General features: G+C 68.9%; 24 protein-coding genes and 4 tRNA genes. 13 read left to right on the top strand and 15 right to left on the bottom strand.

The features are described 5' to 3' along the window. On the bottom strand, nucleotides 1–672 hold the full coding sequence (gene pgsA / locus ACFYRH_RS15820) for a phosphatidylinositol phosphate synthase (RefSeq protein ID WP_387774412.1): 672 nt from the start codon (nucleotides 670–672) through the stop codon (nucleotides 1–3). A 103-nt stretch (nucleotides 673–775) separates the two neighbouring features. Between pgsA and ACFYRH_RS15815 the strand changes: the two genes are divergently transcribed. Together ACFYRH_RS15815 and ACFYRH_RS15810 are read left to right on the top strand one after the other, a co-directional pair. Beyond that, a complete protein-coding gene (locus ACFYRH_RS15815; RefSeq protein ID WP_387774409.1) occupies nucleotides 776–1756 on the top strand; it encodes a hypothetical protein in 981 nt (326 codons plus the stop codon). 72 nt (nucleotides 1757–1828) lie between these two features. Then, nucleotides 1829–2737: a hypothetical protein gene (locus ACFYRH_RS15810; RefSeq protein ID WP_387774406.1), complete on the top strand. Its 909-nt coding sequence runs from the start codon at nucleotides 1829–1831 to the stop codon at nucleotides 2735–2737. 67 nt (nucleotides 2738–2804) lie between these two features. Here ACFYRH_RS15810 and ACFYRH_RS15805 read toward each other — a convergent pair whose 3' ends face one another. Together ACFYRH_RS15805 and thrS are read right to left on the bottom strand one after the other, a co-directional pair. Next, on the bottom strand, nucleotides 2805–3401 hold the full coding sequence (locus tag ACFYRH_RS15805) for an HIT family protein (protein ID WP_387774403.1): 597 nt from the start codon (nucleotides 3399–3401) through the stop codon (nucleotides 2805–2807). Next, complete coding sequence (gene thrS / locus ACFYRH_RS15800; protein ID WP_387774400.1) at nucleotides 3398–5422, bottom strand: threonine--tRNA ligase; 2025 nt, start codon at nucleotides 5420–5422, stop codon at nucleotides 3398–3400. The genes ACFYRH_RS15805 and thrS overlap by 4 nt, the downstream gene beginning before the upstream one ends. A 96-nt stretch (nucleotides 5423–5518) precedes the next feature. Between thrS and ACFYRH_RS15795 the strand changes: the two genes are divergently transcribed. The 3 genes from ACFYRH_RS15795 (at nucleotide 5519) to ACFYRH_RS15785 (ending at nucleotide 7422) form a co-directional block, all read left to right on the top strand. Beyond that, nucleotides 5519–6157 carry a DedA family protein gene (locus ACFYRH_RS15795; RefSeq protein ID WP_387774397.1) on the top strand — a complete coding sequence of 213 codons (639 nt, stop codon included), beginning with the start codon at nucleotides 5519–5521 and terminating at the stop codon, nucleotides 6155–6157. Between the two features lie 34 nt (nucleotides 6158–6191). After that, nucleotides 6192–7124 carry a hypothetical protein gene (locus ACFYRH_RS15790; RefSeq protein WP_387774394.1) on the top strand — a complete coding sequence of 311 codons (933 nt, stop codon included), beginning with the start codon at nucleotides 6192–6194 and terminating at the stop codon, nucleotides 7122–7124. An 88-nt stretch (nucleotides 7125–7212) separates the two neighbouring features. Next, nucleotides 7213–7422, top strand: a complete 210-nt coding sequence (locus ACFYRH_RS15785) for a hypothetical protein (RefSeq protein WP_387774391.1) — start codon at nucleotides 7213–7215, stop codon at nucleotides 7420–7422. Here the strand turns inward: ACFYRH_RS15785 and ACFYRH_RS15780 are convergent, their stop codons facing one another. The 4 genes from ACFYRH_RS15780 to ACFYRH_RS15765 all read right to left on the bottom strand — a co-directional run bounded on the left by ACFYRH_RS15780 (nucleotide 7423) and on the right by ACFYRH_RS15765 (nucleotide 12630). Beyond that, complete coding sequence (locus ACFYRH_RS15780; protein ID WP_387774388.1) at nucleotides 7423–9045, bottom strand: division plane positioning ATPase MipZ; 1623 nt, start codon at nucleotides 9043–9045, stop codon at nucleotides 7423–7425. 212 nt (nucleotides 9046–9257) lie between these two features. Beyond that, nucleotides 9258–9923 (bottom strand): response regulator, encoded by a 666-nt coding sequence (locus ACFYRH_RS15775; protein WP_387774385.1) that lies wholly within the window; start codon nucleotides 9921–9923, stop codon nucleotides 9258–9260. Next, complete coding sequence (locus ACFYRH_RS15770) at nucleotides 9920–11476, bottom strand: sensor histidine kinase (RefSeq protein WP_387774382.1); 1557 nt, start codon at nucleotides 11474–11476, stop codon at nucleotides 9920–9922. The genes ACFYRH_RS15775 and ACFYRH_RS15770 overlap by 4 nt, the downstream gene beginning before the upstream one ends. Before the next feature lie 71 nt (nucleotides 11477–11547). Beyond that, nucleotides 11548–12630: a GntR family transcriptional regulator gene (locus tag ACFYRH_RS15765; RefSeq protein WP_387774379.1), complete on the bottom strand. Its 1083-nt coding sequence runs from the start codon at nucleotides 12628–12630 to the stop codon at nucleotides 11548–11550. Nucleotides 12631–12710: 80 nt separating this feature from the next. On the opposite strand from ACFYRH_RS15765, the gene ACFYRH_RS15760 reads away from it, so the two are divergent. Genes ACFYRH_RS15760 through ACFYRH_RS15750 form a run of 3 tightly spaced genes read left to right on the top strand, consistent with a single transcriptional unit; the run spans nucleotide 12711 to nucleotide 15534 of the window. Beyond that, a complete protein-coding gene (locus tag ACFYRH_RS15760) occupies nucleotides 12711–13421 on the top strand; it encodes an SDR family NAD(P)-dependent oxidoreductase (protein WP_387774376.1) in 711 nt (236 codons plus the stop codon). A 25-nt stretch (nucleotides 13422–13446) separates the two neighbouring features. Continuing rightward, nucleotides 13447–14910, top strand: coding sequence for an ArnT family glycosyltransferase (locus ACFYRH_RS15755; protein WP_387774373.1), 1464 nt, complete (start codon nucleotides 13447–13449; stop codon nucleotides 14908–14910). Nucleotides 14911–14928: 18 nt separating this feature from the next. Beyond that, a complete protein-coding gene (locus ACFYRH_RS15750; protein WP_387774370.1) occupies nucleotides 14929–15534 on the top strand; it encodes a formylglycine-generating enzyme family protein in 606 nt (201 codons plus the stop codon). Here ACFYRH_RS15750 and ACFYRH_RS15745 read toward each other — a convergent pair. Then, on the bottom strand, nucleotides 15520–16446 hold the full coding sequence (locus ACFYRH_RS15745) for an NADPH:quinone oxidoreductase family protein (RefSeq protein ID WP_387775303.1): 927 nt from the start codon (nucleotides 16444–16446) through the stop codon (nucleotides 15520–15522). The two genes, ACFYRH_RS15750 and ACFYRH_RS15745, sit on opposite strands and share 15 nt — an antisense overlap. Before the next feature lie 209 nt (nucleotides 16447–16655). On the opposite strand from ACFYRH_RS15745, the gene ACFYRH_RS15740 reads away from it, so the two are divergent. Then, a complete protein-coding gene (locus ACFYRH_RS15740; protein ID WP_387774367.1) occupies nucleotides 16656–17141 on the top strand; it encodes a GNAT family N-acetyltransferase in 486 nt (161 codons plus the stop codon). Nucleotides 17142–18139: 998 nt separating this feature from the next. Here the strand turns inward: ACFYRH_RS15740 and ACFYRH_RS15735 are convergent. From ACFYRH_RS15735 to ACFYRH_RS15725, 3 genes are all read right to left on the bottom strand, one after another. Further along, nucleotides 18140–18211: transfer RNA gene (locus tag ACFYRH_RS15735), tRNA-Val, on the bottom strand. Nucleotides 18212–18247: 36 nt separating this feature from the next. Then, nucleotides 18248–18318 (bottom strand) — tRNA-Cys (locus tag ACFYRH_RS15730). A gap of 49 nt (nucleotides 18319–18367) precedes the next feature. Further along, nucleotides 18368–18440, bottom strand: a tRNA-Gly gene (locus tag ACFYRH_RS15725). A 176-nt stretch (nucleotides 18441–18616) separates the two neighbouring features. On the opposite strand from ACFYRH_RS15725, the gene ACFYRH_RS15720 reads away from it, so the two are divergent. Further along, the gene (locus ACFYRH_RS15720) at nucleotides 18617–19435 is read left to right on the top strand and encodes an aminotransferase class IV (protein ID WP_387774364.1); all 819 of its coding nucleotides are present in this window, start codon (nucleotides 18617–18619) and stop codon (nucleotides 19433–19435) included. 114 nt (nucleotides 19436–19549) lie between these two features. Here ACFYRH_RS15720 and ACFYRH_RS15715 read toward each other — a convergent pair whose 3' ends face one another. Continuing rightward, a complete protein-coding gene (locus ACFYRH_RS15715; protein ID WP_387774361.1) occupies nucleotides 19550–20110 on the bottom strand; it encodes a CGNR zinc finger domain-containing protein in 561 nt (186 codons plus the stop codon). Nucleotides 20111–20239: 129 nt separating this feature from the next. Between ACFYRH_RS15715 and ACFYRH_RS15710 the strand changes: the two genes are divergently transcribed. Next, a tRNA-Val gene (locus tag ACFYRH_RS15710) sits at nucleotides 20240–20311 on the top strand. A 298-nt stretch (nucleotides 20312–20609) separates the two neighbouring features. Here the strand turns inward: ACFYRH_RS15710 and ACFYRH_RS15705 are convergent. Further along, nucleotides 20610–21623 (bottom strand): SDR family NAD(P)-dependent oxidoreductase, encoded by a 1014-nt coding sequence (locus tag ACFYRH_RS15705; RefSeq protein WP_387774358.1) that lies wholly within the window; start codon nucleotides 21621–21623, stop codon nucleotides 20610–20612. A 75-nt stretch (nucleotides 21624–21698) separates the two neighbouring features. Here ACFYRH_RS15705 and ACFYRH_RS15700 point away from each other — a divergent pair, with 75 nt between their 5' ends. Next, nucleotides 21699–22625, top strand: a complete 927-nt coding sequence (locus tag ACFYRH_RS15700) for an AraC family transcriptional regulator (RefSeq protein ID WP_387774355.1) — start codon at nucleotides 21699–21701, stop codon at nucleotides 22623–22625. Here the strand turns inward: ACFYRH_RS15700 and ACFYRH_RS15695 are convergent. Both ACFYRH_RS15695 and ACFYRH_RS15690 read right to left on the bottom strand, forming a co-directional pair. After that, complete coding sequence (locus ACFYRH_RS15695; protein ID WP_387774352.1) at nucleotides 22607–23578, bottom strand: aldo/keto reductase; 972 nt, start codon at nucleotides 23576–23578, stop codon at nucleotides 22607–22609. The two genes, ACFYRH_RS15700 and ACFYRH_RS15695, sit on opposite strands and share 19 nt — an antisense overlap. 45 nt (nucleotides 23579–23623) lie before the next feature. Next, nucleotides 23624–24064 (bottom strand): pyridoxamine 5'-phosphate oxidase family protein, encoded by a 441-nt coding sequence (locus tag ACFYRH_RS15690; protein WP_387774349.1) that lies wholly within the window; start codon nucleotides 24062–24064, stop codon nucleotides 23624–23626. 99 nt (nucleotides 24065–24163) lie between these two features. On the opposite strand from ACFYRH_RS15690, the gene ACFYRH_RS15685 reads away from it, so the two are divergent. Further along, nucleotides 24164–25048 carry a sigma-70 family RNA polymerase sigma factor gene (locus ACFYRH_RS15685; protein ID WP_387774346.1) on the top strand — a complete coding sequence of 295 codons (885 nt, stop codon included), beginning with the start codon at nucleotides 24164–24166 and terminating at the stop codon, nucleotides 25046–25048. Nucleotides 25049–25073 lie beyond the last annotated feature (25 nt).

Here is a 25073-nt window from a genome sequence, read left to right as displayed (position 1 = left end):
TCAGTTCTTCGGGTCCGGCGTGTCGGGCTTCGCCGGCGGAGTGTCCAGACCCGCGTTCGCCGGGTCCGCCAGGACCTGTTTGCGGACCGCCAGCGAGCGCTGGATGACGGTGATCGTGCTCGCGGCCGCGACGTACCAGATCACGATCTCGAGCAGGATCGGCAGGTTGAACACGTCGGAGAAGAACGCCACGACCAGCGTGAAGACCAGCCGGTCGGCCCGCTCGGCGAGCCCGCCGCTCGCCTTCAGGCCGAGGCTCTCCGCCTTGGCCCGGGCGTACGACGTGACCGCGCCCATCACCAGCGCCCACAGCGTCACCGCGGCCATCAGGGTGGAGTCGCCGGCCCGCGAGTTCGCGTAGTACATCACCAGGCCGCCGTAGATCGCGCCGTCGGCGATCCGGTCCAGCGTCGAGTCGAGGAACGAACCCCACTTCGACGACGTGCCCGAGGTACGGGCCATGTGACCGTCGATCAGGTCCGAGAACACGAAACAGGTGATGACCACGGTCCCCAGCCACAGGTGGCCGCTGGGGAAGAAGATCAGCGCACCGGCGGACACACCGATGGTGCCCACCAGCGTAACCAAGTCGGCGCTCACACCGAGCTTGAGCAGGAGGTTGGCGATCGGCGTGATCACCTTGGTCCAGAACTGCCGGAATCTGTTAAGCATGGCGACGCGATCGTAGTCCAGCCGGATCACCATCGGATGACAAGGCGCACGTTTCGGCCTGCGTCGCCCCCGGTTCGGCGCCATGCTGGGAGCCAGGGAGGAGGTGGGTCACATTCGTCGCAGTACGCTCCGGGCCTGGTCCCGGCTGCCGGTCGCCGCGGTCATGTCCGCGCTCCTGGTGACCGGCTGCACGGTCGCGCAGCGCGCCAACGGCACCGCGCCACCTGTCGCACCGCCGACCGTGGTCGTGCCCACCGTGATCGCTCCCCCACAACCCGAAGGCCTCGACGGTACGGCGGGAGCTCCCGGCCCGCAGGTCTGTACGGCGATCACTCGCACGCTCACCGCCCGGCTCGGGATCCCGGTCACCGCCAAGCCGAACGCCTGGAACGACGGCGGCCTGCCCGCGATGGACCTGTGCACGCTGATGCTCGCGAACCGTGCCGTGACGATCGGGGTCAGCGCCCTGCCGAGCCGGCGCGACTCGCTCAGCCGCCTGATGAACACGGCCGGCGCGATCGAGTCGCTGCCCGAACTCGGGCAAGGCGCGTTGATCACCGAGTCGCAACTGGTCTTCCAGGCGGGCGATCGGGCTGTGCGGGTCACCCCGCGGGGCGGGATCGGCCGCGGCAGCGAGACCGGGATCGATCGGGCGAAGGCCGTGGCGGTCGCGTTGGCGGCGCGGGACGCCGTACCGCGGAATCTGCGGCCGGTGCGGCAGTCCGACGAGACGTGTCAGCTGTCGAACTCGGTCGCGGAGCGGTTCGTGCAACTGCGGGTTCAGCTGCGGCGCGACTATCGGGTGAAGGGGGCGCTGACCTGCATCTGGGGCACGTACGACGCGACGGTGTCGATCGTCGAGTCGTTCGGCCAACCGTCGATCCCTGAGGCGCAGCGGGTGCCCCCGCCGCGCCTCGCACCGATCGGCCAGCCCGGCTACTACATCCCCGAAGCCGGCGAACTGGTCTTCCGCCAGGGCCGTCGCGTCGTCCGCGTCACCGCCCTGACCGAACCACCACGCGAGGTCACCCTCGACGCACTGACCAACATCGTGGCCCCGCTGCTCCCACTCTTCCTCCGCTGATGGTCCGGCCCGCCAACTTTCTGGTCCAGTCCGGCATCCAACCACCATCGATCATCAATGGGGGTGGTGGCAATGCACACACGACTCAGGTACGGCGGGTTGACGGCCGCCGCAGTGCTGACCACAGGACTGCTCACGACCGGCACGGCGACGGCGGAGCAGAGCGGGACGACAGCGCCGTGCACGATCTCGGTCGGCTCGGTCACGTCCGGCGGGGATCACCGGATGCGGACGTTCGCGACCGACGGCTCGACGGTGACCGACAAGATCGTCGCGAGGAACGTCTTCGGCGACGGCCAGGCGCGGATGAGTGCGACCGTTCGGTACGGTCCGGGCGAAGGGTCCGAACTGCACACCACGCAGGCCGTCCTCGGGCCGGTCCTCTACGGCGTCTCGTACCGGACGCCGGCCGGTGGCGGGAAGATTCTGGAGAAGTACCTCACGCGGATCGGACCGGGATGGCAGAACTACCGCAGTTACGACCTGTCCGGCTACGGGCTGCGGGACACCGCCTGGTCCCTGCGTAACGACGGTGCGATGGAGCGCCGCAGCATCGAGACCGTCGAGGGCCGGCAGTACTACCACCTCGACGGCGTGCTCGGGAACTTCCCTGACGTCAAGGGACTGGCCCTGATCAGCCAGACCGCGACGTACGACACGTTCCTGATGACACACACCAACGGGCGGCTGTCCACCGTACGGTTCTCGGCAGTCCGCGGGCAGACCCTGCGGACGGATGTCCGTCCGGTGCGGATGTCGACCTGGCAGGCCTTCGAGACGCTCGTGGCCGCCCCCTGCGGCCAGGGCACGGTCGTGCTCGGCATCGACCGCGACACCGGCCACGGCTACCTGTACTCCGTTGGCCACGCCAACGGACTGTCGACGGTGATCAAGGGCCTCGGGAAGGTCCCGGGCACCTTCGACGACCCGGTCTACTTCCGGTGGGCCAAGTACGGCGATCCACTGCTCGCGGGCGACTGACAAGAGCTTCGGCCCGGCTCGGAAGAGCCGGGCCGAAGCTCGACCTGGCAGGGCTTCGATTCGTTGCTCAGGGCCAGTTCTTGGCGAGCAGCGCGCGGGTGTCGGACAGCAGCTGCGGCAGCACCTTGGTGTGGCCGATCGCGGGCATGAAGTTGGTGTCGCCGGTCCAGCGGGGTACGACGTGCTGGTGCAGGTGGGCGGCGATCCCGGCGCCGGCGATCTCGCCCTGGTTCATGCCGATGTTGAAACCGTGCGCGGCCGACACCGTCCGGATCGCCTGCATCGCCTGCCGGGTCAGCGCCGAGACGTCCGCGACCTCGGCGTCGGTCAGCTCGGTGTAGTCCGCGACGTGCCGGTAAGGCACGACCATCAGGTGACCCGGGTTGTACGGGTACAGGTTCAGGACGGCGTACGCCGCCTCGCCCCGGTGCACGATCAGCGCCTGCGCGTCGGGCTCGCTCGGCAACCGGCAGAACGGACAGCCCGAACCGGCCGCGGAGCTGGTCGGCTTGTTCTCGCCCTCGATGTAGGCCATCCGGTGCGGCGTCCACAGCCGCATGAACGGGTCCGGTACCCCGACCCCGTCCTGCGGCACCAGCTCCTCGGGCTCGTACGGCGACTCCGGAGCGTCCTCCGTGGACGGGTGGTCGGGGCGTTCGGTCATACCTGGACGCGCTTCTGGACGGCGTCGACGATCTCGGCCACCGCGTCCGCGATCGGTACGCCGTTGTTCTGCGAGCCGTCGCGGTACCGGAAGGAGACCGAGCCGGCCGCCATGTCCTCGTCACCGGCGATCAGCATGTACGGCGTCTTCGCCTTCTGGGCGTTCCGGATCTTCTTCTGCATCCGGTCGTCGGACGCGTCCACCTCGACCCGGATGCCCTGCGCCTTGAGCTGCTTGGCGATCCCGAGCAGGTAGTCGACGTGCCCGTCGGTGATCGGGATGCCGATCACCTGGACCGGGGCCAGCCAGGGCGGGAAGGCGCCGGCGTAGTGCTCGGTGAGCACCGCGACGAACCGCTCGATCGAACCGAACAGCGCGCGGTGGATCATCACCGGCCGCTGCCGGGACCCGTCCGGCGCGGTGTACTCCAGCTCGAACCGCTCCGGCAGGTTGAAGTCCAGCTGGATCGTCGACATCTGCCAGGTCCGGCCGATCGCGTCCTTGGCCTGGACGGAGATCTTCGGGCCGTAGAACGCGGCGCCGCCCGGGTCCGGGACCAGCTCGAGACCGGAGCCCTCGGCAACTTCGCGGAGCGTCTCGGTGGCCTCCTCCCAGACCTCGTCGGAGCCGACGAACTTGTCCGGGTTCTTGGTGGAGAGCTCGAGGTAGAAGTCGTCCAGGCCGTAGTCGGCGAGCAGGCCGAGCACGAAGGTCAGCAGGTTCTTCAGCTCGTCGCGCATCTGCTCACGGGTGCAGTAGATGTGCGCGTCGTCCTGGGTGAAGCCGCGGGCCCGCGTCATGCCGTGCACGACGCCGGACTTCTCCAGCCGGTAGACCGTGCCGAACTCGAACAGCCGCAGCGGCAGCTCCCGGTACGACCGGCCGCGGGCGGCGAAGATCAGGTTGTGCATCGGGCAGTTCATCGGCTTCAGGTAGTAGTCCTGGCCCTGCTTGCGGATCTGCCCGTCCGCGCCGCGCTCCTCGTCCAGGTGCATCGGCGGGTACATGCCGTCGGCGTACCAGTCCAGGTGCCCGGAGGTCTCGAAGAGCTGGCCCTTGGTGATGTGCGGTGAGTAGACGAACTCGTAGTCGTCCTCGACGTGCCGCTGGCGGGAGTAGTCCTCCATCACCTTCCGCAGTACGCCTCCCTTCGGGTGGAACACCGCGAGGCCGGAGCCGATCTCGTCCGGGAAGCTGAACAGGTCCAGCTCGGTGCCGAGCTTGCGGTGGTCGCGCTTGGCGGCCTCCTCCAGGCGGTTCAGGTACGCCTTCAGCTCGTCGCGGGACTCCCAAGCGGTGCCGTAGATGCGCTGGAGCTGCGGGTTCTTCTCGCTCCCTCGCCAGTACGCCGCGGCGGTCCGCATCAGCTTGAAGTTGCCCAGGTAGCCGGTGGCCGGGACGTGCGGGCCACGGCACAGGTCCTTCCAGGCGACGCTGTCGTCGCGCCGGACGTTGTCGTAGATCGTCAGCTCTCCCTGACCGACCTCGACCGACGCACCCTCCGCGGCGTCCGCGGCGGAACCTTTGATGCCGATCAGCTCGAGCTTGTAGGGCTCGGAGGCGAGCTCCGCGCGCGCGTCGTCGTCGCTGACCACCCGGCGGCTGAACCGCTGCCGCTCCTTGATGATCTGCTGCATCTTCTTCTCGAGCTTGCCCAGGTCCTCGGGCGTGAACGGCGTCTCGACGTCGAAGTCGTAGTAGAACCCGTTCTCCACCGGCGGGCCGATGCCGAGCTTGGCGTCCGGGAACAGGTCCTGCACCGCCTGCGCGAGGACGTGCGCGGTCGAGTGCCGGATGATCGCGCGACCGTCCTCCGAGGCCGCCTTGACCGGCTCGATCTGGTCACCGTCGGCGACCACCCGGGACAGGTCCCGCAGCTCGCCGTTGACCCGGGCGGCGATGGCGGAGCGGTCCTGGCCGAAGAGCTCGGCGAACAGCTCCCCGATCGTCGTCGTCTCGGCCACACTCCGCTCGGACTCGCCCTCGACACCGACCAGCTGGACCTTCACACCTTCGTTCACGAAGGAGATGGTATCGACTGACCTGACGAAAGTAGGGGGCGGGACCAGCCGCTCGTCCGATGTGCGCCCGGGGTCCTGATTCATACGTTCTATGACATGACCGACGCGATCCTGCACTTTGCCGGCGAACTGATGTCCTCGTGGTGGATCTACCTCGCGTTGTGGGGGTTCGCCGCGCTCGACGGCTTCTTCCCGGCGATCCCGAGCGAGACGCTGGTCGTCACCGCGGGCGTGTTCGCCGCCGCCACCGGCGAGCCGAACCTGTACGCCGTGATCGTGGTCGCCGCGATCGGCGCCTTCCTCGGCGACCACGTCTCGTACGCGCTCGGCCGCGGCGCGGGCGGTCGCCTGCTCGACCGCGTGAAACCCGGGACCAAGCGGCACGCGGCAGTCCTCTGGGCCCGCCGCGCACTCGAGGAGCGCGGCGGGCTGGTCCTCGTCGTCGCCCGCTACGTCCCCGGCGGCCGGACCGCGGTCACACTGACGATGGGCTCGGTCCGCTACCCGCTGCGCCACTTCACGCCGTACGCCGCCCTCGCGGCCGTCAGCTGGGGTGTGTACTGCACGCTCGTCGGCTACATCGGCGGCAAGGCCTTCGAGGACAACCCCCTCAAGGGAGTCGCCCTCGGCATCGGCCTCGCCCTCGGCGTCACGCTGATCGTCGAGGTCGTCCGGCACTACCGCCGCAAGGCTCAACCTCAGGTCAAGCCTGAGCCCGAGTTCGCCGACCGCTGAGCACCGACCCCGGCGGCTGGCACACTTTCCGGTCGTGCCCACAACGCTCCGTAGTCCGAAGGTGCTCGGCGCCGTCGGCGTCGCCCTGATCGTCGTCGTCGCCGCTGTCGTGGTCGCGCGGGCCCGTTCGGGCCACAGCGAGCAGGTCGCGCAGTACGTCGTACCCGACACCGCCGGGAAAGCGACCGGTCAGGCGCAGGCGTTCACGGAGGCGCTGCGGAAGCGTGGGCTGGTGTGCTCCGACCGGGACCCGGGCCCCACACCGGTGCTGGTCCGCAGTTGCGCTCGCAAGGACGCCACCCACGACGTGTACGCCGAGTTCGCGGCCACCCCGGACGGTCGGCTGGGAGCGGCGTCCCTCGGCGCCAGGTACGACTGGCCAGCCGACGACGCGGAGGCGCAGGCGGAGCTGAAGGCGATCGTCGGCGACTTCGGCACGGCCGGCGCGGCAGCTGGGCTCACGGACCTGCTCGGTTCGAAGGGTGACCATTCGACCGCGTGGGGCACGGTCACCGTCGTCAGCTCGATCGAGGTGAGACTGGAGCGCAAGGGCTGGCAGTGGCCGGACCTGCCGGACCATCCGTTCGGCGGCACCGCGGAGGGGGTTGTGAGCGCTGTCACCGCCGACGGGTTCACGTGCACGAGTGGCGGCGGGCCCGACGTGCAGAACTGCCGCAGAGGCCCGGATCTGGTGACGGCGATCAGCAGCGTCGACGGTATCCACTTGATCACCATCGCCGCCGGGTCCTGGACCGCGGCGCGCACGCTCCAGGAGCACATCGTGCAGGCGCTGGTCGGGGACCGTGAACCGGGCCCGCAGATCACGCAGTGGTTCGCCGCTGGTGAGGCCTCCGGAGCGCGCGCCTACGTCGCCGGACTGCAGCTCTGCCAGACCAAATACGGCGACAACACGGCCTTCGAGATCAATGCGCTCGGGCCGTTCGCCTCCAGTTCGAGCCATTGCTGACTCGGCTCACCTGCGTTTCGGCATCGGCGAGGAACTGCTCGGCCAGCGGCTCGCAGGTACGGCGTCTCGTGGTCCCAGCCCTCGCGGGATGCGCCGGCGCCGTATGCCGTTCTCCAGCCGGGCTCGGCGCGCAGAGCTCGCTCTGATCGACGGTGAGGTCGGAATGGCGCTCGCACCGCGTGGCCGGCTCCGGCTGGCGATCACCTTCACCAGCGAGGCGGACCGGATCACGTCGTACGACGTGGTTGCTGATCCGGTCCGCCTCAGCCAGCTGCGTCTTGTTGAGCTCGGCCTCTGATCAACGGGGAGTGTTGAGTGAGACCGTGATCTGCTCCGACACCTTGGCGGCCAGCTCCAGCGCCGCGCGCCGGGTCGCCGGCTGCAGAGCGGAATGGTCCAGCGGGCCTTCGGCCGCGATGTGCATGTCGGTCGGGATGTCGACCACGGCCGCCGCCCGGGAGTCGAAGTACGGCCGGAGCTGCTTCTCGACCTCCTTGTTGACGTCGCCGGGGCCGTTCGAGACCGCGATCACCGCACGGCGGATCAGCCGCTGCGCCTCGGGGCCCTGGTTGTCGAGCTCCTCGAGCATCTGCACGGCGGCCGCGCAGGACAGGCTCTTCCACTTGATCGGGATGACCAGGGCGTCGGCCGCCTTCATCGCCTCCCGCCAGTTGCTGGAGCCCTCGTTGTTCCCGGTGTCGATCACCAGGACCTTGTAGAAGCGGCTCAGCAGGCGGTGGATCTGGTCGAAGTCCTTCGCCTCGATCTGCGCGTACGTCGTGGTCGCCGAGGTCAGTACGTCGTACTGACCGGCCACCTGGTGCCGCAGGTACGCCGCGACGTCACCGAGCCGCGCATCGGGCTGGGTCAGCATCGGCATCGCCTGCAGCATGTCCGTGACGGTGGACCGCGAGTTCGTGTCGTGCGTACGCAGGTGCATGTTGCCGCGCAGCTCGTTGTTGTCCCAGGCCACGACGCCACCGCCGCGGGCCTGACCGAGCGCACCGGACAGCAGCAGCGTGGTCGGCGTCTTGCCGGAGCCGCCCTTCGGGTTCGCCACCACGATGGTCACCGGGCGGCGGAACGCGGTCGCGGCGGTCGCGCGGGCGATCCGCTCGGAGCGCTCCGACGTACCGGGGCGGAGCTTCAGCATGCTGCGGACGCCGCGCTCGGCCGGAGCCTCCCGCGGCAGCGGCAGCGCCTGGAGCAGCTCGTCGGAGCGGTACGACAGGTTCTGCTGCTGGGGAGCCTGCTGGCCGGGGACGCCCTGCGGAAAGAAGTGCTGAGCGGCCGGGGACAGCGGCTGGCCGCCCTGTCCCTGCGGGACCTGACCGGGCTGCTGACTGGGCTGCTGATTGGGCTGCTGACCACCCTGCGGCGTCTGCGGAACCTGCGGACCGCTCTGGGTCGGCTGGCCCGGCTGGCCGGTTTGCGGCTGCCCGCCCTGGTCCTGACCGAAGCCTGCGCCGTGGAACGACGAGCCACCGAAGACCGGGCTGTCGGCCCCGGCACCGTGCGGCGGAGCGGGGGTCTGGCCGGCGTCGTGCGCCGGGCCGGCGGTCTGCGCGGAGCTGTCCACCTGCTCGGTCACGCCGGTGTCGTCACCGAGTTCGTCGTCCTGCTCTTCCGGCTGGGTCCACGACGGAGCGGCCGACTCGGCGGCCGGCTGCGTCCAGGACGGGCCGGGCTGGCTCTGCGGCTGGGTCCACGGCGCCGGCTGGCTGACCGGGCGGGACCATGAGTCGCCGGGGAAGTCCTGGGACAGCGCGTCGGGCTTCTCCTCGGTCTCCTCGACCGTGTCCTCGACGGGCTGGGCGTCGTCCGGCTGGGTCCAGGAGGGGGTCGGCTGCCACATTCTCCGGACCTCGGCCGCCGCCGCTTCCCGGTCCTTGTGCTGTCCGGAGTTGTGCGAGTCGGTCACGACCTGGATCCCCGATTCTGTGAGAGGGGTTGGGTGGCCCCTGGAGGCTTGCTGGGTAGTCCGGAGGGTGAGGTCCCCGGGAGGCACCACTATCCCATGACCCGGTGTCCTCACCACGTCACCACCCGGAGCGTTCGGTGTCGGTTCCGCAACCAGTATCCCGAGGTGCACAGACCATGCACGCGCCTGACCCGAAGCGGCCAGCCGGAGGGTCAGGACGTCACCAGTCCGGCCTCGTAGGCCACGATCGCCGCCTGGACGCGGTTCTTCACGCCGAGCCGCAGCAGAATCGCGCTGACGTAAGCCTTCACGGTCCCCTCGACCAGGTAGAGCCGAGCAGCGATCTCGGCGTTCGAATGCCCCGCACCGACCAGTCCGAGCACGTCCAGCTCACGCGGGCTCAGTACGGCGATCTGCTCCTTGGCAGCCGCCGCTCGCGCCATCGCACCGCCGCCCGCCCCGGCGCTCAGCTCGGCGATCACCCGCTGCGCCACGCGGGGTGACAGGTACGCGGCGCCCTCAGCAACGGCCTTCAGCCCGGCGATCAGCTCCCGCGGGTCGCCTGACTTGAGCAGGAACCCACTGGCTCCGTCCCCGAGCGCACGGGCGATGTACGCGTCCTCCGAGAACGTGGTGAGCATGACCACCGCGGTCTCCGGCACGGTTCGCCGGATCTCCGCACCGGCCGCCAGACCGTCCATCCGCGGCATCCGGATGTCCAGTACCGCGACGTCGGGCCGATGCCGCCGTACCGCCTCGACTGCTTCCACACCGTCAGCGGCCTCGGCAACGACCTCGATCTGGTCATCGGTGCCGAGGATCGCGCGGACGCCGGCTCGCACCATCGCCTCGTCGTCGGCGAGCATCACCCTGATCATCCGTTGCCCTCCGGGGTTGGTGGTACCGAGCCGCTCTGTACGACGGCCTTGGCGACCAGAGCGCCGTTCGCGAAACACAGGCGGTACACGTAGTTGGTGGAGAAGGGAGCGGCCGGACGGTAGTACTGGCAGCTCCAGCCGTCGGGCGGCCGGTAGCCCTCCGCCGGTGCGTCGAGCATCTGCATCCGTGGCAGGGCCTTCTCCACCTCCGCCTCCGGCTGTCCGATCGCGAGTCCGTCGTACTCCGCCGGGCGCAGGATCGCGCTGTAGCCGGCCACAAGGTAGTAGCCAAGGGCAACCGCACCGACGACCGCCCCCAGCAACAGCGGAGCGGCGATGGCCGTGATCAGGCCGCGCTGCGCGCTCCGGCGTACCGTGGCTCGTTCTACCGCGGCGGTCGGCGGCTCTGGCCGTCCGCCGGCCCGTGGCATGGTGGCGGTCACCTCGAAGCCGCCATCGGGCCGCGGACCAGCGGTGAGCGCCCCACCGGCCAGGCGGACCCGCTCGCGCAGCCCGTCCAGCCCGCGCCCACCTGACGGCGCAGCGACCGGCCGTTCGGCGCCGGTGTCCACAACCTGCACGTGTACGTCGTCCGCGCGCGTTGTCACGTTGACGGTCACGGACGCGCCGGGCGCGTGTTTGCTCGCGTTCGTCAGCGATTCCTGGACCACGCGATGCACCGCACGGTCGACCATGGGCGCCAGCTCGGCGTCGACCTCTTCGACCAACTGCACCGCCAGACCGGACTCCGCAGCCCGGTCGACCAACGACCGCACCGTTTCGTCGTGCGGAATCGTCGGCGCGTCCTGATCACGCAGTACGCCGACGATCTCGCCGAGTCGCTCGGTCGCGGTCGCCGCGGACTCACGCAGCTCACCGGCCGCTCGCCGGTGTTCCTCCGGCAGTGACGGGTCCAGCTCGAGCGCTGCGGCGCGCAAAGCGATCAGGCTGAGCTCGTGGCCGACCGAATCGTGCATGTCCTCGGCGATCCGGGACCGTTCACGCAGCCGCTCCTGATCGATCTCCATCTGCTGCTCGCGCTCGATCCGCTCGGCCCGCTCCCAGCCGGCGGTAGCCAGCAGCGCCTGCTGCGCCCGGTAGCGACCGACCAGCCAGGGCAGTACTACCAGCAGCAGAGCGAGCAGAAGCATGAGCAGCCAGGTCAACACCGCTTCGGTCGCCAGCGCGCCACGGGCCACCGTCAGCGCCAGGACGAGCATGCCGACCAGCGACCAGCTGCACACCAGAACGAAGTGCTTGAGCTGCGTCTCACGCCGACCGGACAGATAGCTCAGCAGACTGATCGCCGGTACCAGCGCGATCTGCACGCCGTTCGTCGTACCGAGGGCGAAGGCCAGAATGACGATCTCCGCCCAGGCCACCACGGTCAACGCAGGCAACGGCCACCTGCGTCGCACGAACACCGCAAACGCCAGTACCGCCAGGCAAGCGGCGCGGAACCAGTACGGATCGTTCCGGGCGCCGCTCTCCGCGAGCACGAGGAAGCTCAACGCGGCCCACAGACCCACGTCCCCCAGGCGCCGCCACGTCATGAGGTAGACGCTACACAGCGGCCCAGGGCGCTCCTACTGACGAAAGTCAGCACCTGGCGCAGGTAGCTCGGTCACGCGTCCCTGCTCTCGGCGTCGATCAGTTCGAACGGAACGTACGACAGGTTCGGCACCGGCTCACCACGCAGCTGCGCGATCAGCAGGTCGACCGCACGGCGCCCCATCTCCGTCTGGTTCTGCCGGACATGCAGGTACGGCGGTCCGCCGATGGAGTCGCCCGGTGAGTCGAAACACGCGATCACGCGGTCACCACCGAGCACCCGGTCGACCATCCGGGCCAGGTTGTACTCACAGGCGAAGTACGCCGTCACCTCGGGCATCCGGTCGCGGAACGCGCGGATGATGTCCATGTCGGCCCGCACGCTCTCCGTGGTCGTCGAACCGGGCAGCGTGCTGCGCAGGTCGGTCAACTCGTGCGGCTGACCGTGTGCGCCGAAGGCAGCGCGGAAGCCTTCCAGACGGTCCTCGATGGACGACGTGTTCACCGGTGGTGGCGACACAAACGCGATGTGCTCATGACCCTGTTCGAGAAGACGGGCGGTCAGCGCACGCGCCGCAGCCACGTTGTCAGTGTGGACTGCCGCCACCGGGATGCCGGACAGATGACGATCCACCAGGACCACAGGGAACCCGTCCAGCACCTGGCGGAGCAGGCTGGCGTTGTAGAAGTCCCCGTGCACCGGGAACACGATCAGCCCGTCCACGCTGGCCACGAGCGAGTCGACGGCCTTCTCCTCGTCGGTCTGGCGCCCGTGTGTGCGCCGTACGACGAGGTGGGCGCCGTACTCCGCGCAGCGCTCCTCGATCGCGTTGAGGAGATCGAGACCGTACGCCTCGGACATGTCCGGGACGATCAGTGCGATCGACCGCGCCTCGCGCCGCGTGGCCGGCCGGAGCGGGACGCTGAGGTCTGTCAGGTCGGGCAGGCGCCGTACGACGAAGGTGCCCTTTCCGCGGATACGTTCCACCAGACCCGCTTCCCGGAGTACCTCCAGGGCCCGCTTGGAGGTGATCCGGCTGACCGCGAACTGGTTTGCCAGCTCCATCTCGGACGGCACCCGGTCCCCCGGGCGGAGCGCGCCTCGCCGGAGCTGCTCCAGCACATGGGCGCAGATGCGCTCGTACAGCAGTGCCACAGCACGTGCCCCCTCGTGTTGACCGGTTGACATATCCAATCATCCTGCGGACTGTCGGTGCCGGGTGGGAGCGTGCAGACATGGACATCACCGGGAAGGTCGCAGTGGTCACCGGAGCAGCGGTCGGGATCGGCCGTGCGATCGCCGTCCGCCTCGCCGCGGCAGGCGCGTCCGTGGTGGTCGCGGACCTCGACCCGGCCGGCGGGCGAGGTACCTGCGAGCTCATCGGGGCGTCGGCCCGCTTCGTCGAGATCGACATGCGTGACGACGCGGCAGTGCACGAGCTGATGTCGTGCCGGCCGCAGATCCTCGTCAACAACGCGGGCGGCGGTGCTGTGCTGACGCCGTGCTTTCCGGAAGCCGGCGTTGCGCGCTGGACGGCGGCTCTCGAGGTGAATCTGCGGGCGCCGATGCTCACCACCCAGCTGGCGCTGTCCGGCATGTCGGCCGCGGGTGAGGGCGCGGTGGTCAACGTCGGCTCGACTGCGGGCCTGGGCTACGGACCGCACGTGTCGCCGGAGTACAGCGCGGCGAAGGCGGCCCTCATTCGGTTCACCACGACTGTCACCCCGCCGCACAACGGGATCCGGGTGAACTGCGTCGTACCGGATTGGGTCGCCACACCCCGCGGCATCCGCGAACGCGAGGCACTCGCACCCGCCGACCGCGGGCCCGCCCTGGTCCCGCTCGACACGGTGACCGACGCCGTCGTGCGCTTCGTCGAGGACGACACCCTCAGCGGCCGAGTGATGCTCCTGAACCGCGCCGAGCCTCCACGTCTCCTCAACTAGCCCCGTTGCCTGTCACGATTCCGCCATGACCCGCCCAACGGTTCCCGCCTTCGCGGTCCGGCCCGTCGTCACCGTCGCACTGATCGTCGGTGCGGTGCTGACCGCGCTGTCCGGCCGCTACGGTTACCACCGCGACGAGCTGTACTTCCTGGTCGCCGGCCACCACCTCAACTGGGGGTACGTCGACCAGCCACCGCTGACGCCACTGATCACCCGGGTCTCGACCACCGTCTTCGGCGACACGGTGATGGGCCTCCGTGTGCTGTCGGCGCTCAGCTGCGTCGCGACCGTCATCGTGATCGCGTTGATCGCCCGCGAGTTCGGCAGCGACCGGCGTGGTCAGCTGCTCGCCGCGGTCTGCGCCGCGGTGTCCGGCTTCGTGCTCGGCGTCGGGCACATGGTGTCGACCGCGACGTACGACCTGCTGGCCTGGATGCTGATCGGGCTGTTCGCCGTCAAGCTGCTGCGGACCGGCGACGGCCGCTGGTGGCTCGCACTCGGCCTGACCATCGGCATCGCCCTGGAGAACAAGTACCTGGTCGTGCTGCCGGTCGCCGCGCTCCTGGTCGCGCTGCTGATCGTCGGCCCGCGCCGGGTACTGCGCTCGTGGTGGCTGCTCGCCGGTGTCACGATCGCCGGCCTGATCGCGCTGCCGAACGTCATCTGGCAGTTCCAGCACGACTGGCCGCAACTGAAGGTCGCCGGCGGCATCAGCGACGACGACGGCACCGAGAACCGGATCATGTTCATCCCGCTGCAGATCCTGCAGCTGTCACCGCTCCTGGTCCCGATCTGGATCGCCGGCTTCCTCCGGATCTGGCGGACGATGCCGTGGGCGCGGTCCATCGCGCTCGCCTACCCGGTGCTGTGTGTCGTCGTGCTGGCGACCGGCGGAAAGTCGTACTACGCCCTGCCGCTGCTGCTCGTCCTCGTGGCGGCCGGTTGCGAGCCGACCCTGCGCTGGATCGACAGGCACCGACACCAGGCAGTTGTCGCCCTCGTCCTGGCGGCTGTGACCTCAGCCGTCTTCACCTTGCCGATCCTGCCGGCGTCGGCCGCCGACTTCGTCATCCCGGTCAACAAGGAGCAGGGCGAGCAGATCGGGTGGCCCAGGTTCGCCGCGAGTGTCGCCACCGCTTGGGAACAGGTGCCGGCCGCACAACGGTCGACCGCGACAATCGTCACCGGCAACTACGGTGAGGCCGGCGCCCTTGTGCGCTACGGCCCTGGGCTTGGCCTGCCGACGCCGTACTCACCACACATGAGCTTCGCCGATTGGGCGCGGCCGCCGGACACGAATACCGGGCCGGTCCTCCTCGTCGAGATCGAACGCACGCCGATCTTCGAATCCCACTTCCGGAGCTGTGAACAGGTCGGCACCGTCAACAGCATCGTCTCCAACGACGAGGACGGCGCCGCCCTGGTCCTGTGCCGGCAACCCGCCGAACCCTGGTCCACCTTGTGGCCGAAGATCCGCCAGTTCTACTGATCCCCCTACGGTTGGACGGTGCTCGACCTCGTTGATCTGCCGGCCGGCCTGGTGTTCCTCCGCGACGACCGCCTCGGGAAGCGCTGGCACGTCAACCTGCCCGCCTTCCGGCTGGCCCGCTTCCCGACGGTCGCCGGCGACCTCCCGCTGACCGGCGTGAGCTGGTACGACGCCGTTGCCCTGTGCAACCAACTCTCGGCGTCAGCCGGACTGCCACCGGCATACGGCATCGACGGTACCGAGGCCGACTGCGACTGGTCGTCCCCCGGCTACCGCCTCCCGACCGAGGCCGAGTGGCAGTACGCCTGCACAGCCGGGACGCCCGCCTACCGCTACGGCCCGATCGATGACATCGCGTGGTACGCCGGGAACTCGGGCGGCCACACCCATCCGGTCGGCACGAAGGAACCGAACGCGTGGGGTCTGCACGACATGCTCGGCAACACGTGGGAGTGGTGCTGGGATCTGTACGACGCCGAGACGTATGGCTCGTACCGGATCTTCCGGGGCGGTGGATTCGCCGACGACGAACGCTCCGTCGGCTCCACTGTGCGCCGCCGGTCGCATCCGACGTTCGCGATCGACGATCTCGGGTTCCGGGTCGCGCAGTCAGTCCTCGAGTGACGGCCTCAGGGCGAGCTTTCCCACCGTGGCCCGCGATTCCAGCTCTGCCAGGGCTTTCGGGCCGTCGCCCAGGTCGTACACCGTTGGGCGGCCCGGCGGGTACACGCCGCCTGCGATGAGCCGGTCCAGCTCGCTCATCACGTCGGCGAACATCTCCGGCGCATGCTGGATCAGCGTCGTCAGGTGCTGACCGATCACGTGGATCGGGTGCTTGAAGTTCAGCTCCCAATTGCTGATCGTGGCCTCGCCACTCGCCGCGCCGATCACGACGACCTTGCCGGTGACACGACGCGCGACTTCGATGCTCTGGCGGAACGTCTCGCCACCAACCGATTCGAGCACGATGTCGACGCCACGGCCGCCCGTGAGTCGCCGTACTTCTGCGACCAGGTCGACGGTCTTGTAGTCGATGACGTGATCCGCACCGAGCCGCCGTACGACGTCGTGCTTGGAGGCGGACGCGGTGGCGATGACGGTCGCGCCGTAGTGCTTGGCGATCCGCACCGCCGCCTGGCCGACACCACCGGCGGCCGCGTGGATGAGCACCGTGTCCCCCTCGGTCAGCCCTCCGAGCGGCCGGAGCGACGCGAGGGCGGTCGCCCAGTTGAGTACGAGGCCGAGCGCTTCCTCGTCCTTCCATCCCGCCGGCACCGGTACGACGGCGTCGGCCGGCATCACGACGTACTCCGCGAAGGCGCCGTACCCCGTCCCGATCACCCGCTCGCCCGTGGCCACGCCGGTCACCCCGTCGCCGACCGCAACCACTTCGCCGGCGGCTTCGAACCCCGCAAGATACGGCGGCCGCGGTCCGCCGTCGTACGTGCCTCGCGTCTGCATCACATCCGCAAAGTTCACCCCCGCCGCCCCAACCTTGACCAACACGTCCCCCGCCCCCGCCTGCGGCACCGCCACCTCCACGACCCGCAACTCCCCCGGCCCACCCCGGCCCACCTGCTCCAAAGCCCGCACAACCCACTCTCCTGTTCGATCCACATCACACACCTGTTTGATTGAGATCGTACATTCTGGTGGTCGTTGCCGCCTCTCCCGTCCACCGCGGGCTATTCCGGTCGCGAGGGCCGTGGCGTCCGCGATACGTTCACGGACCGAGGAGGTGTCGCATGACCTTGCCAGTCCTGACCGACCGCCTGGCACTCCGCTGGCCCGTCGAATCCGACTTCGATGCCCTCTGCACGCTCTGGACCGACCCCCGCGTCGCGCAATTCATGGACGACTGGGGCCCGCGAGACATCCCCGGCGTACGCGCCTGGCTGAACACCCACGCCAACGCCGCCAGCGACAACGGCACCCACCTGCAACTCGTCATCACCCGCCGCACCGACGCCGAGGTCGTCGGCTGGCTAGGCCTGGGCCAAAGCGACAACCCCATCGCCGCGTGGAGCTTCGGTTACGCCATCCACCCCACCCACCGCGCCAACGGCTACGCCACCGAGGCCCTCGCCTACTGCCGACACCATCTGGCGGTCGATTCCCTCTGGGGCGAATGCCACGCCCCCAACAACGCCTCAGCCCACGTAATGCTCACCGCCGGCCTCAGAGAACTCCCCCATCCCCCCAAAAACACCCGCCGCTTCCAAACCCCCTAGCCCCCCACCCCACCACAACCGCCACCACCCGCCGCCCCCCACACACCCACCACAACCGCCCACCACATCCGCACCGCCGCTGGCGCATGCCCGCCTCAACCACCCCGCCTCAACCGCCCGCGACCGGCACCCCACAGCAACCCTCGAACCGCCAGCCCATCACAATCCACCCTCTCGACCCTCACCCCCGCTCCCGCCTCCCCGACACCGGCGATTGTGATGGCCTGCAGATCCCACCCCCACCGAGCCGATCAGCCGACTGCGATTGGTGGATGGGACTCGCGGGAGTCCCGAGCCGGCGAGCTGAGCACGCGGCAAGCAGCCCGAGCCGGTCAGCCGGCGTGGTTGGTGGCGGGCGAGCCCGGCGGTAGGAGGTCTCGGGTTGGCGAGCTGAGCGCCCGATGAGTACCCGGTGTATTCCAGCCGACTGCGTCATGCCACCCATCCGTTTACACGACCGCGGCGAAGAACTCTCCCGGAGAACCGACCACGACCAGCAACCCGAGCCGATCGGTCGACTGTGGTGGGTGAGTTGAGCGTGCACGGGGTCGGAGCTCCGGGGGCTGCCGAGCTGAGCGCGCGGCAAGCAACCCGAGCCGGTCAGCGGGCTACAGGTGCTCGGTGGTACGAAGTCCAACGGTGGGAATCCCGTCGCCGGCGAGCCCAGCATGCGACGAGCAATCCAACGCCGGTCACCCGACCGCAGACGGCAATGCCCGCCCGTCAGCCGACCGCGTCGGCACCCAGGCGGGTCACACGACCGCGGCGCCCACCCACAGCAACCGAGCGAAGCGAAGGCCCCCGCACCCAACCGCAACGCCCAAGCCACGCCGGTCACCCGACCGCGGCGAGCAACCACGGAGCCGAGCGAAGCGAAGGCGCAAAGGGGGGTGCGGGTGGCGGAGCCCCCGCTCGCGGCAAGCGCAGCGCAGCCGCACGACATCACGAAGGCGACCCGGTCCGCGCTGTCCGCGGACACGAGTCGCCTGTCGACTTCGTGGACGATACTGGGATCGAACCAGTGACCTCTTCCGTGTCAGGGAAGCGCGCTACCGCTGCGCCAATCGTCCAAGAAAACCACTCAACACACTCGCCTGTGGTTCTCGAGGTGGAGACGGGATTCGAACCCGTGTACACGGCTTTGCAGGCCGTTGCCTCGCCTCTCGGCCACTCCACCACTGAGGCTGTTCGACATCTGAGGACGGTGGCCTGCCGAACCCTCTCCGAGCGGACGACCGGGTTCGAACCGGCGACCTCAACCTTGGCAAGGTTGCGCTCTACCAACTGAGCTACGTCCGCGTTGCGACCGGGTTTTTGCATCCCCCGGCGCGAGAAGAACATTAGCCCATCCCGCGCCCAGTTCAAAAACGGGGGTCCCCGGCCCGTCGACGTACGGTCATCAACCGGTCACCTCCGGACTGCCTCGCGGACCCGGATCGCCTGCGCACTAAGGTGTTGTGAGGAAGGAGCACGACATGCGTATCTGGCTCAACGGCGCCGTGCTGGACGACGCGGCGACGGTCTCGCCGCTGGACCACGGGCTGACCACGGGCGACGGCGTCTTCGAGACGATCAAGATCGAGAACGGCCGGCCGTTCGCCGTCCGCCGGCACCTCGAGCGGCTGGTCCGTTCGGCCGTCGGGCTCGGTCTGCCCACCCCGGACGTCGCCGCGATCGAGGGCGGCATCGAGGAGGTCGTCGCAGCCGATCCCGGGATCCCGTTCGGCCGGCTGCGGATCACGTACACCGGCGGTGTCTCGCCGCTGTCGTCCGATCGCGGTACGTCGGGCCCCACGGTCCTGATCGCGACCCAGGAGATCACCCGCCCGGCCCCCACGTCCGCGATCGTCACCGTCCCGTGGGTGCGCAACGAACGCAGCGCGGTCGCCGGCCTGAAGACCACGTCGTACGCCGAGAACGTCCGCGCCCTCGCCTACGCGAAGGAACGCGGCGGCAGCGAAGCGATCTTCGCCAACACCGTCGGCAACCTGAGCGAAGGCACCGGCGCGAACATCTTCTGCGTGTACGACGGTGAGCTCGTCACCCCGACCCTCGCGTCCGGCGCGCTGGCCGGGATCACCCGCGCGCTCGTCCTCGAATGGTTCGGCGGCGTCGAACGCGACGTACCGCTGGAGCAACTGTTCCAGGCCGAGGAGATCTTCCTCACATCGACAACGCGTGATGTGCAGGCCATCCAGCGTGTCGACGACCGCGAACTCCCCGCCCCCGGCACGATCACGGCCCAGGTCGCCAAGATCTTCGCGGAACGATCCGCGCAGGACCTCAACCCCTGACCGCCGGCGGACCCCCACCACTCACCAACCCACCGGCGACAGACCGATCGCCCGGCCGCCAGGCGGCGACCGGGCGTCAGCGGAGCCTTTGGTGAGTGGTGCAGGTCCGCGGAACTACTCGCCTGAAGCCTTACGCCGCTCGCGGTACGCCGCCACGTGCAGGCGATTACCGCAAGTGCGCGCGTCGCAGTACCGCTTCGAACGGTTCCGGGACAGGTCGATCAAGGCGTCGTCACAATCCGGGGCCTCGCAACGCCGCAGACGTTCCCGCTCGCCGGCCGAGATCACCTGGGCCAGCGCGATCCCGCACTCCACCGTGATCCGGCACGCCAGCGACGCGCCCGCACGCGAATAGTGGATGTGCCACGGGTGCCCGTCATGGTTCGTCAGCCGTGGAGTCGCCGTACCGCGGGCGATGATCGCGTTGATCATCGACGCCGCCGACGCGTCGGAATCCGTGGTGAAGACGGGCGCGAACAACGGCCGCAGGTCCCGGACCTCGGTCAGATCCTTGTCCGTCAACGTGCCGACCGCGCTGAACTCCCGTTCCTGGACGAACTTCTCCAGCTCCTCGAGCGCCTCCAATGAGTCGACCTGGCTGTTCGGTCCGGGCATGGTGTTGACGAGCCGGACCAGCGTCCCGAGCGCCTGCTCGGTATCGTGCGAGAAAGTCACAATCACGTCTCCAACGCGACGGGATCTCCGTCCTGCAGCAAGAGTAGCCCGGGTCGATTAGATCGGGGCTGAATCATGCGCTATGGTTTCACCCGCAACACCACACAAGACAACACCAGCAACACACCCGGGCGATTGGCGCAGTGGTAGCGCGCTTCGTTCACACCGAAGAGGTCACTGGTTCGAACCCAGTATCGCCCACGAAGTCGATAGGCGACTCGTGTCCGCGGAAAGCGCGGACCGGGTCGCCTTCGTCATGTCGTGCGGCTGCGCTTCGCTTGCCGCGAGCGGGGGCTCCGCCACCCGCACCCCCTTGCGCCTTCGCTTCGCTCGGCTCCCTGGTTGCCCGCCGCAGTTGGCTGATCGGCGTGGGTTGGGCGCCGCGGCCGACTGACCCGCACGGATTGAGCGCCCCGGTCGGCTGGCCGGCATCGGTTCCCCGCCGCCGGCTGACCCGCGGGGGTTGGGCGCCGGGGTGGGGGGTCGGGTCGGATGGTTTTTAGTGGTTGGTGAGGTGTTCGCTCAGGGTCCATAGGCGTTCGGCGGAGGTGGGGTTTATGGCGTGGGGTACTACGTCGGAGCGGACGTCCTGGTCGTGGAAGTTTGTTTCGGTGTCGGTGTCCAGCGGGGAGATGCCGTTGTCTTTCAGGTAGGTGCCGCCGTGGGTTTCCAGTTGGGGGTTGGTGGCTCCGAAGACCGCCGTACTGGCGCCTTGTTGGGGGGTCTTGCGTTCGCGGGACGGGTCCAGGACTTGGTTGCCTTCGGCATCGGTGAGACCCATGGCGTGGAGTTCGGCGGTAGACAGCCAGGGGGTGCGGGTTTCGCCTTCGGTGAGGTGGGGGCCGAGGTTCGTGGTGATGACGATGCCGGGGTGGGCGGCGAAGGCGTGGATGTCGTACTGCGACCAGCGCCGTTCCATCTCCACCGCGAACAGGACGTTGGCGGTCTTCGACTGGCCGTAGGCGAGCAGCGGATCGTAGTCGTGGGTGAAGTGCGGGTCGTCCCAGCGGATATCGGAGAGGCGGTGGCCGCCGGAGGTCACGTTGACGACGCGGGCGCCATGCGCGGCCTTGAGGGCGGGCAGGAGACCCAGCGTGAGCTGGAAATGGCCTAGGTGGTTCGTGGCGAACTGCGACTCGTAACCGCGGGCGTCGCGATGCAGTGGGCCGGCCATGATGCCGGCATTGTTGATGAGGATGTGCAGCGGGCGGCCGGTCGCCAGATAGCGGTCGACGAAGTCGTCGATGGACTTGGGGTCGAGCAGATCGAGCTGGCTGGGCTCGACGCGGTCGATGCCCTCGAGTGCCGCGGCGGCGCTCTCCGGGTTGCGAACCGCGACGGTGACGCTGGCGCCGGCCTTACTGAGTGCGCGCGTGGTCTCCAGGCCGAGGCCGCGGTGGCCGCCGGTCACGATCACGTTCTTGCCGGTCAGATCGATGCCTGCCAGTACGTCCTCGGCGGTCGATGCTGCCGTGAAGCCACTACCGACGGGGGTCTGCTTGTTCTGCGTCATGCCTCCACTCTGCTGCGCAGACGGCGTACTCTGAATAAGTATCCGTCCGGATTTTCTTCGCGAGAGTACAGAGTCATGGCTGACGATCAGCTGTCCGAGGTGTTCGAGCTCGTCGAGGTGCGCGGGCTGGTGTCGGGCGGGTTCGCCGCCCGTGGACCGTGGGTGTCGCGGGCGGCGCTCGCGGAGACGTTCAAGTTCATGGCGGTGGTCAGCGGCCGCGCCTGTCTGGTCACCGATGGCATCGACGCCCCGATCGAACTGCTCCCGGGCGACGTCGCGATCCTCAACAACCGCGCGCGACTGGAGCTCTCCGGCGGCACCGGCGACGGGCCCGCCCAGGAGATCATGCCGATCGAGAGCGACTTCGCGGTCACCGACGCCGACTGGAGGACGCATGACATCGTCCTCGGGGGCCGGATCGACCTGAACGAAGCCGGTCGAACGCTGCTGGTCGGGGCGCTGCCTCCGGTCGCGCACGTGCGGGCCTCCCCGACCAGCGGCGCCAACCTCCGCGCCAGCATCCACCGGCTCTTCGACGAGGTCGCCGGGAACCGGATCGGTTCAGCGTTCGCCATCCGACAGCACGCCCAGCTCGTTCTCCTCGAGGTACTCCGCGCGTACGTCGAACAGGCCGAACTCCCACCGGGCTGGCTCCGCGTACTCACCGACGAACGACTGCGCCCGGCCCTCACCCTGATGCACGCACAACCCGACCGCCTCTGGGGCCTCAACGAACTCGCCCGCGCCGCCGCGATGTCCCGCACCGCCTTCGCGGAACGCTTCCGCGAAGTGGCCGGCATGCCGCCGCGCGCGTACCTGAACCGCTGGCGGATGATGCTCGCCCAACGCGCCCTCCGCGACGGCGACGTCAGCGTGGGCTCTCTCGCCTCCGAGCTGGGCTACGCCTCCGAGAGCGCCTTCAGCACCGCATTCAAACGCGAAGTCGGCGAATCACCACTCCGCTACCGCTTGAACGCCCGAGCTCAGGCGTTATCCAACTGAGTAACGAGTTCCGCGTCGAGCTCCAGCTCAACAGCACCCAGCGCCTCGTCGAGCTGCGCAACAGACGACGCACCAACCAGCGGTACGACGCCATGCTGCAACTGCCACGCGAGTACTACCTGATTCGTGGTCGCACCAAGCTCGCGAACAGCCTGCCGAAGAGCCTCGAACCGGACGTACGCCGTCGGATGCGCGTAACCGCGGTCAGCCCAGAACGGCCGGTCCGGCCGACTGTACGAGCCGGCCAACAGTGACTGGTACGCAACCAGCGTCACGTCAGGATGCGCGTCCAGGTAGTCGAAGTGTTCGACCCCCGCATGCTGAAGGTGCGGCGTCCCCCGCCGGCGAACCCCCTGCAACGACGGCGGGTTCGGCCACAGGTAAGTCGAGTGCTGCTGAATGACGGAGTACTGCGCGACGCCTTGAGCAGCTGCGGTCTGTCGGGCCCGGTCGAGACGCCAGGTCGCAGTATTACTGCATCCGATGACGTCGACGACCCCCTCCGCGGCCAACTGACCGAAGGCGGCGACTGTCTCCTCCAACGGGGTACTGCGGTCGTCGATGTGCGCGTAGTACAAGTCGATCCGGTCGACGCCCAGCCGCCCCAGACTGCCCTTGACCGCCTCTCCGACAGCCGAGGCGCTCAGCCCTTCCCACTGCGCATCACTGGGATCACCAGGCACCGTCGTCCGCGCACCGCACTTCGTGGCGATCACCAGGTCGTCGCGGTTGCCGCGGGACTGCATCCAGCGCCTGAGCAGCTCCTCGCTCTCGCCACCATGACCGAGCCATTGGTTGTAGTTGTTCGAGGTGTCGATGAACGTCCCACCCGCCTCGACGAACCGGTCGAGGATCGCGAACGCGGTGTCGGGTGGTGTCGACGAGCCGAAGTTCATGGCACCCAGGCAGAGCGCGCTGACGGTCCGGCGGTTTCCGATCGTTCGAGACAACATGCGTCCCACCCTGCCTTCTAGACCGCGCTCGAAGTCAAGAGACCGTCAGACCAGCCAGGCGCCGTTCTCCATCAGCACGCGATCCTTCAGTTCGTTCACCTCACGCCAGGCCTGGATCCTGGTCGGCGTGACGCGGAAGAACGGGTAGTTCGCCAACGGACGCGGGTCGAAGCCCGCCTTCGCCGCGAAGGCCTCACCCTCGGCCTCACTCGGCTCCGCGACCTCGACCGTGCCGCTCACATGGATGACGTCGCGCACCTCCCCCAGCGTCAACTGCACCACCGGGTTGGCGCGCAGGTTGCGAGCCGTCGGATTGGTCCTGGCCGTCGACAGCAGCAGCGTCCCGCCGCTCCAGAGGAACGAGAGCGGCATGAGGTACGGCGTACCATCCAGCGAGGCCGTCGACACCCAGGCGTCCACCTCGTTCTCCAAACGGTTCAGAGTGTCCTGCTTGCGGTCCGGCAGCGACCGGGCGGGTGCCGTCATCACGTACTCCTCGAGTTCTGTCACATCTGCATCAGGTACTCCGTCATGCGCATGACGGCACTGGGTCGGTCAGTGTGACAGGTGAAGGATGTGATCCGAATGGCCGGGGACGACTGGCTCGCAACACGGTTCGAAGAGAACCGGGGCCGCCTGCGGGCCGTCGCGTACCGGATCCTGGGCTCCGAACTCGAGGCCGAGGACGCGGTGCAGGAGAGCTGGATCCGGCTCAGCCGCAGCGACGCCGCGACGATCGACAACCTCGGCGGCTGGCTCACCACGGTCGTCGGGCGGATCTGCCTCGACATGCTGCGCACCCGCCGCGGCCGGCCCGAACTGCCCGTCGGCGAACACTCCCCCGCGCTCGCCGATGACGACGTACCGGATCCCGAACTCGAAGCCGTGCAGGCCGACTCGGTCGGGCTCGCGCTGCTCGTCGTCCTCGAGACACTGTCGCCGGCCGAGCGGCTCGCGTTCGTGCTGCACGACCTCTTCGCCGTGCCGTTCGACGACATCGCGCCGATCATCGGGAAGTCAGCGGCCGCCGCGCGGCAGATCGCCAGCCGGGCCCGGCGGAGGGTCCGGGGTACGCCGGAACCGACCGAGGTCGACGTAGCGCGGCAGAAGGAAGTTGTGAGCGCGTTCCTCGCCGCCGCACGCGCGGCGGACTTCTCGGCGTTGCTCGAAGTACTCGATCCCGAGGTTGTCGTGCGCGCGGATGCCGGCGCGGCGGCGCGCGGGACGCGGTCGCCACTGTCGGGCGGGACGCTGTCGGGTGCGCAAATGGTCGCGCAGGAATTCTCCGGGCGGGCGGCCGCGGCGAAACTCGTGCTCGTCGACGGGATGCCCGGGCTGGTGTGGATGCGGCACGGCGAACCGCTGGTTGTGTTCTCTTTCACCGTGGTCGACGGGCGTGTCGCCGTGATCGATCTCCGGGGCGATCCGGAATACCTCGAAAGTGTCGATCTGGTGACCTTGAAGGGCTGATCGGACGGCGTGGCGAGTGGACAAG

The organism is Kribbella sp. NPDC004875 (genome assembly GCF_042873375.1).
Lineage (GTDB): Bacteria > Actinomycetota > Actinomycetes > Propionibacteriales > Kribbellaceae > Kribbella.
The sequence above is the reverse complement of the archived record's forward strand: the minus strand, read 5'-3'. Positions and strand labels throughout refer to the sequence as shown.

Coding starts and splice junctions, on each gene's coding strand:
- ACFYRH_RS15695 (WP_387774352.1), bottom strand. CDS start 23,578: ATGTTGTCTCGAACGATCGGAAACCGCCGGACCGTCAGCGCGCTCTGC.
- pgsA (WP_387774412.1), bottom strand. CDS start 672: ATGCTTAACAGATTCCGGCAGTTCTGGACCAAGGTGATCACGCCGATC.
- ACFYRH_RS15775 (WP_387774385.1), bottom strand. CDS start 9,923: ATGATCAGGGTGATGCTCGCCGACGACGAGGCGATGGTGCGAGCCGGC.
- ACFYRH_RS15785 (WP_387774391.1), top strand. CDS start 7,213: ATGCGCCGGCGCCGTATGCCGTTCTCCAGCCGGGCTCGGCGCGCAGAG.
- ACFYRH_RS15705 (WP_387774358.1), bottom strand. CDS start 21,623: ATGACGCAGAACAAGCAGACCCCCGTCGGTAGTGGCTTCACGGCAGCA.
- ACFYRH_RS15685 (WP_387774346.1), top strand. CDS start 24,164: ATGGCCGGGGACGACTGGCTCGCAACACGGTTCGAAGAGAACCGGGGC.
- ACFYRH_RS15770 (WP_387774382.1), bottom strand. CDS start 11,476: ATGACGTGGCGGCGCCTGGGGGACGTGGGTCTGTGGGCCGCGTTGAGC.
- ACFYRH_RS15740 (WP_387774367.1), top strand. CDS start 16,656: ATGACCTTGCCAGTCCTGACCGACCGCCTGGCACTCCGCTGGCCCGTC.
- ACFYRH_RS15760 (WP_387774376.1), top strand. CDS start 12,711: ATGGACATCACCGGGAAGGTCGCAGTGGTCACCGGAGCAGCGGTCGGG.
- ACFYRH_RS15805 (WP_387774403.1), bottom strand. CDS start 3,401: ATGACCGAACGCCCCGACCACCCGTCCACGGAGGACGCTCCGGAGTCG.
- ACFYRH_RS15690 (WP_387774349.1), bottom strand. CDS start 24,064: ATGACGGCACCCGCCCGGTCGCTGCCGGACCGCAAGCAGGACACTCTG.
- ACFYRH_RS15810 (WP_387774406.1), top strand. CDS start 1,829: ATGCACACACGACTCAGGTACGGCGGGTTGACGGCCGCCGCAGTGCTG.
- ACFYRH_RS15700 (WP_387774355.1), top strand. CDS start 21,699: ATGGCTGACGATCAGCTGTCCGAGGTGTTCGAGCTCGTCGAGGTGCGC.
- ACFYRH_RS15795 (WP_387774397.1), top strand. CDS start 5,519: ATGACCGACGCGATCCTGCACTTTGCCGGCGAACTGATGTCCTCGTGG.
- ACFYRH_RS15720 (WP_387774364.1), top strand. CDS start 18,617: ATGCGTATCTGGCTCAACGGCGCCGTGCTGGACGACGCGGCGACGGTC.
- ACFYRH_RS15755 (WP_387774373.1), top strand. CDS start 13,447: ATGACCCGCCCAACGGTTCCCGCCTTCGCGGTCCGGCCCGTCGTCACC.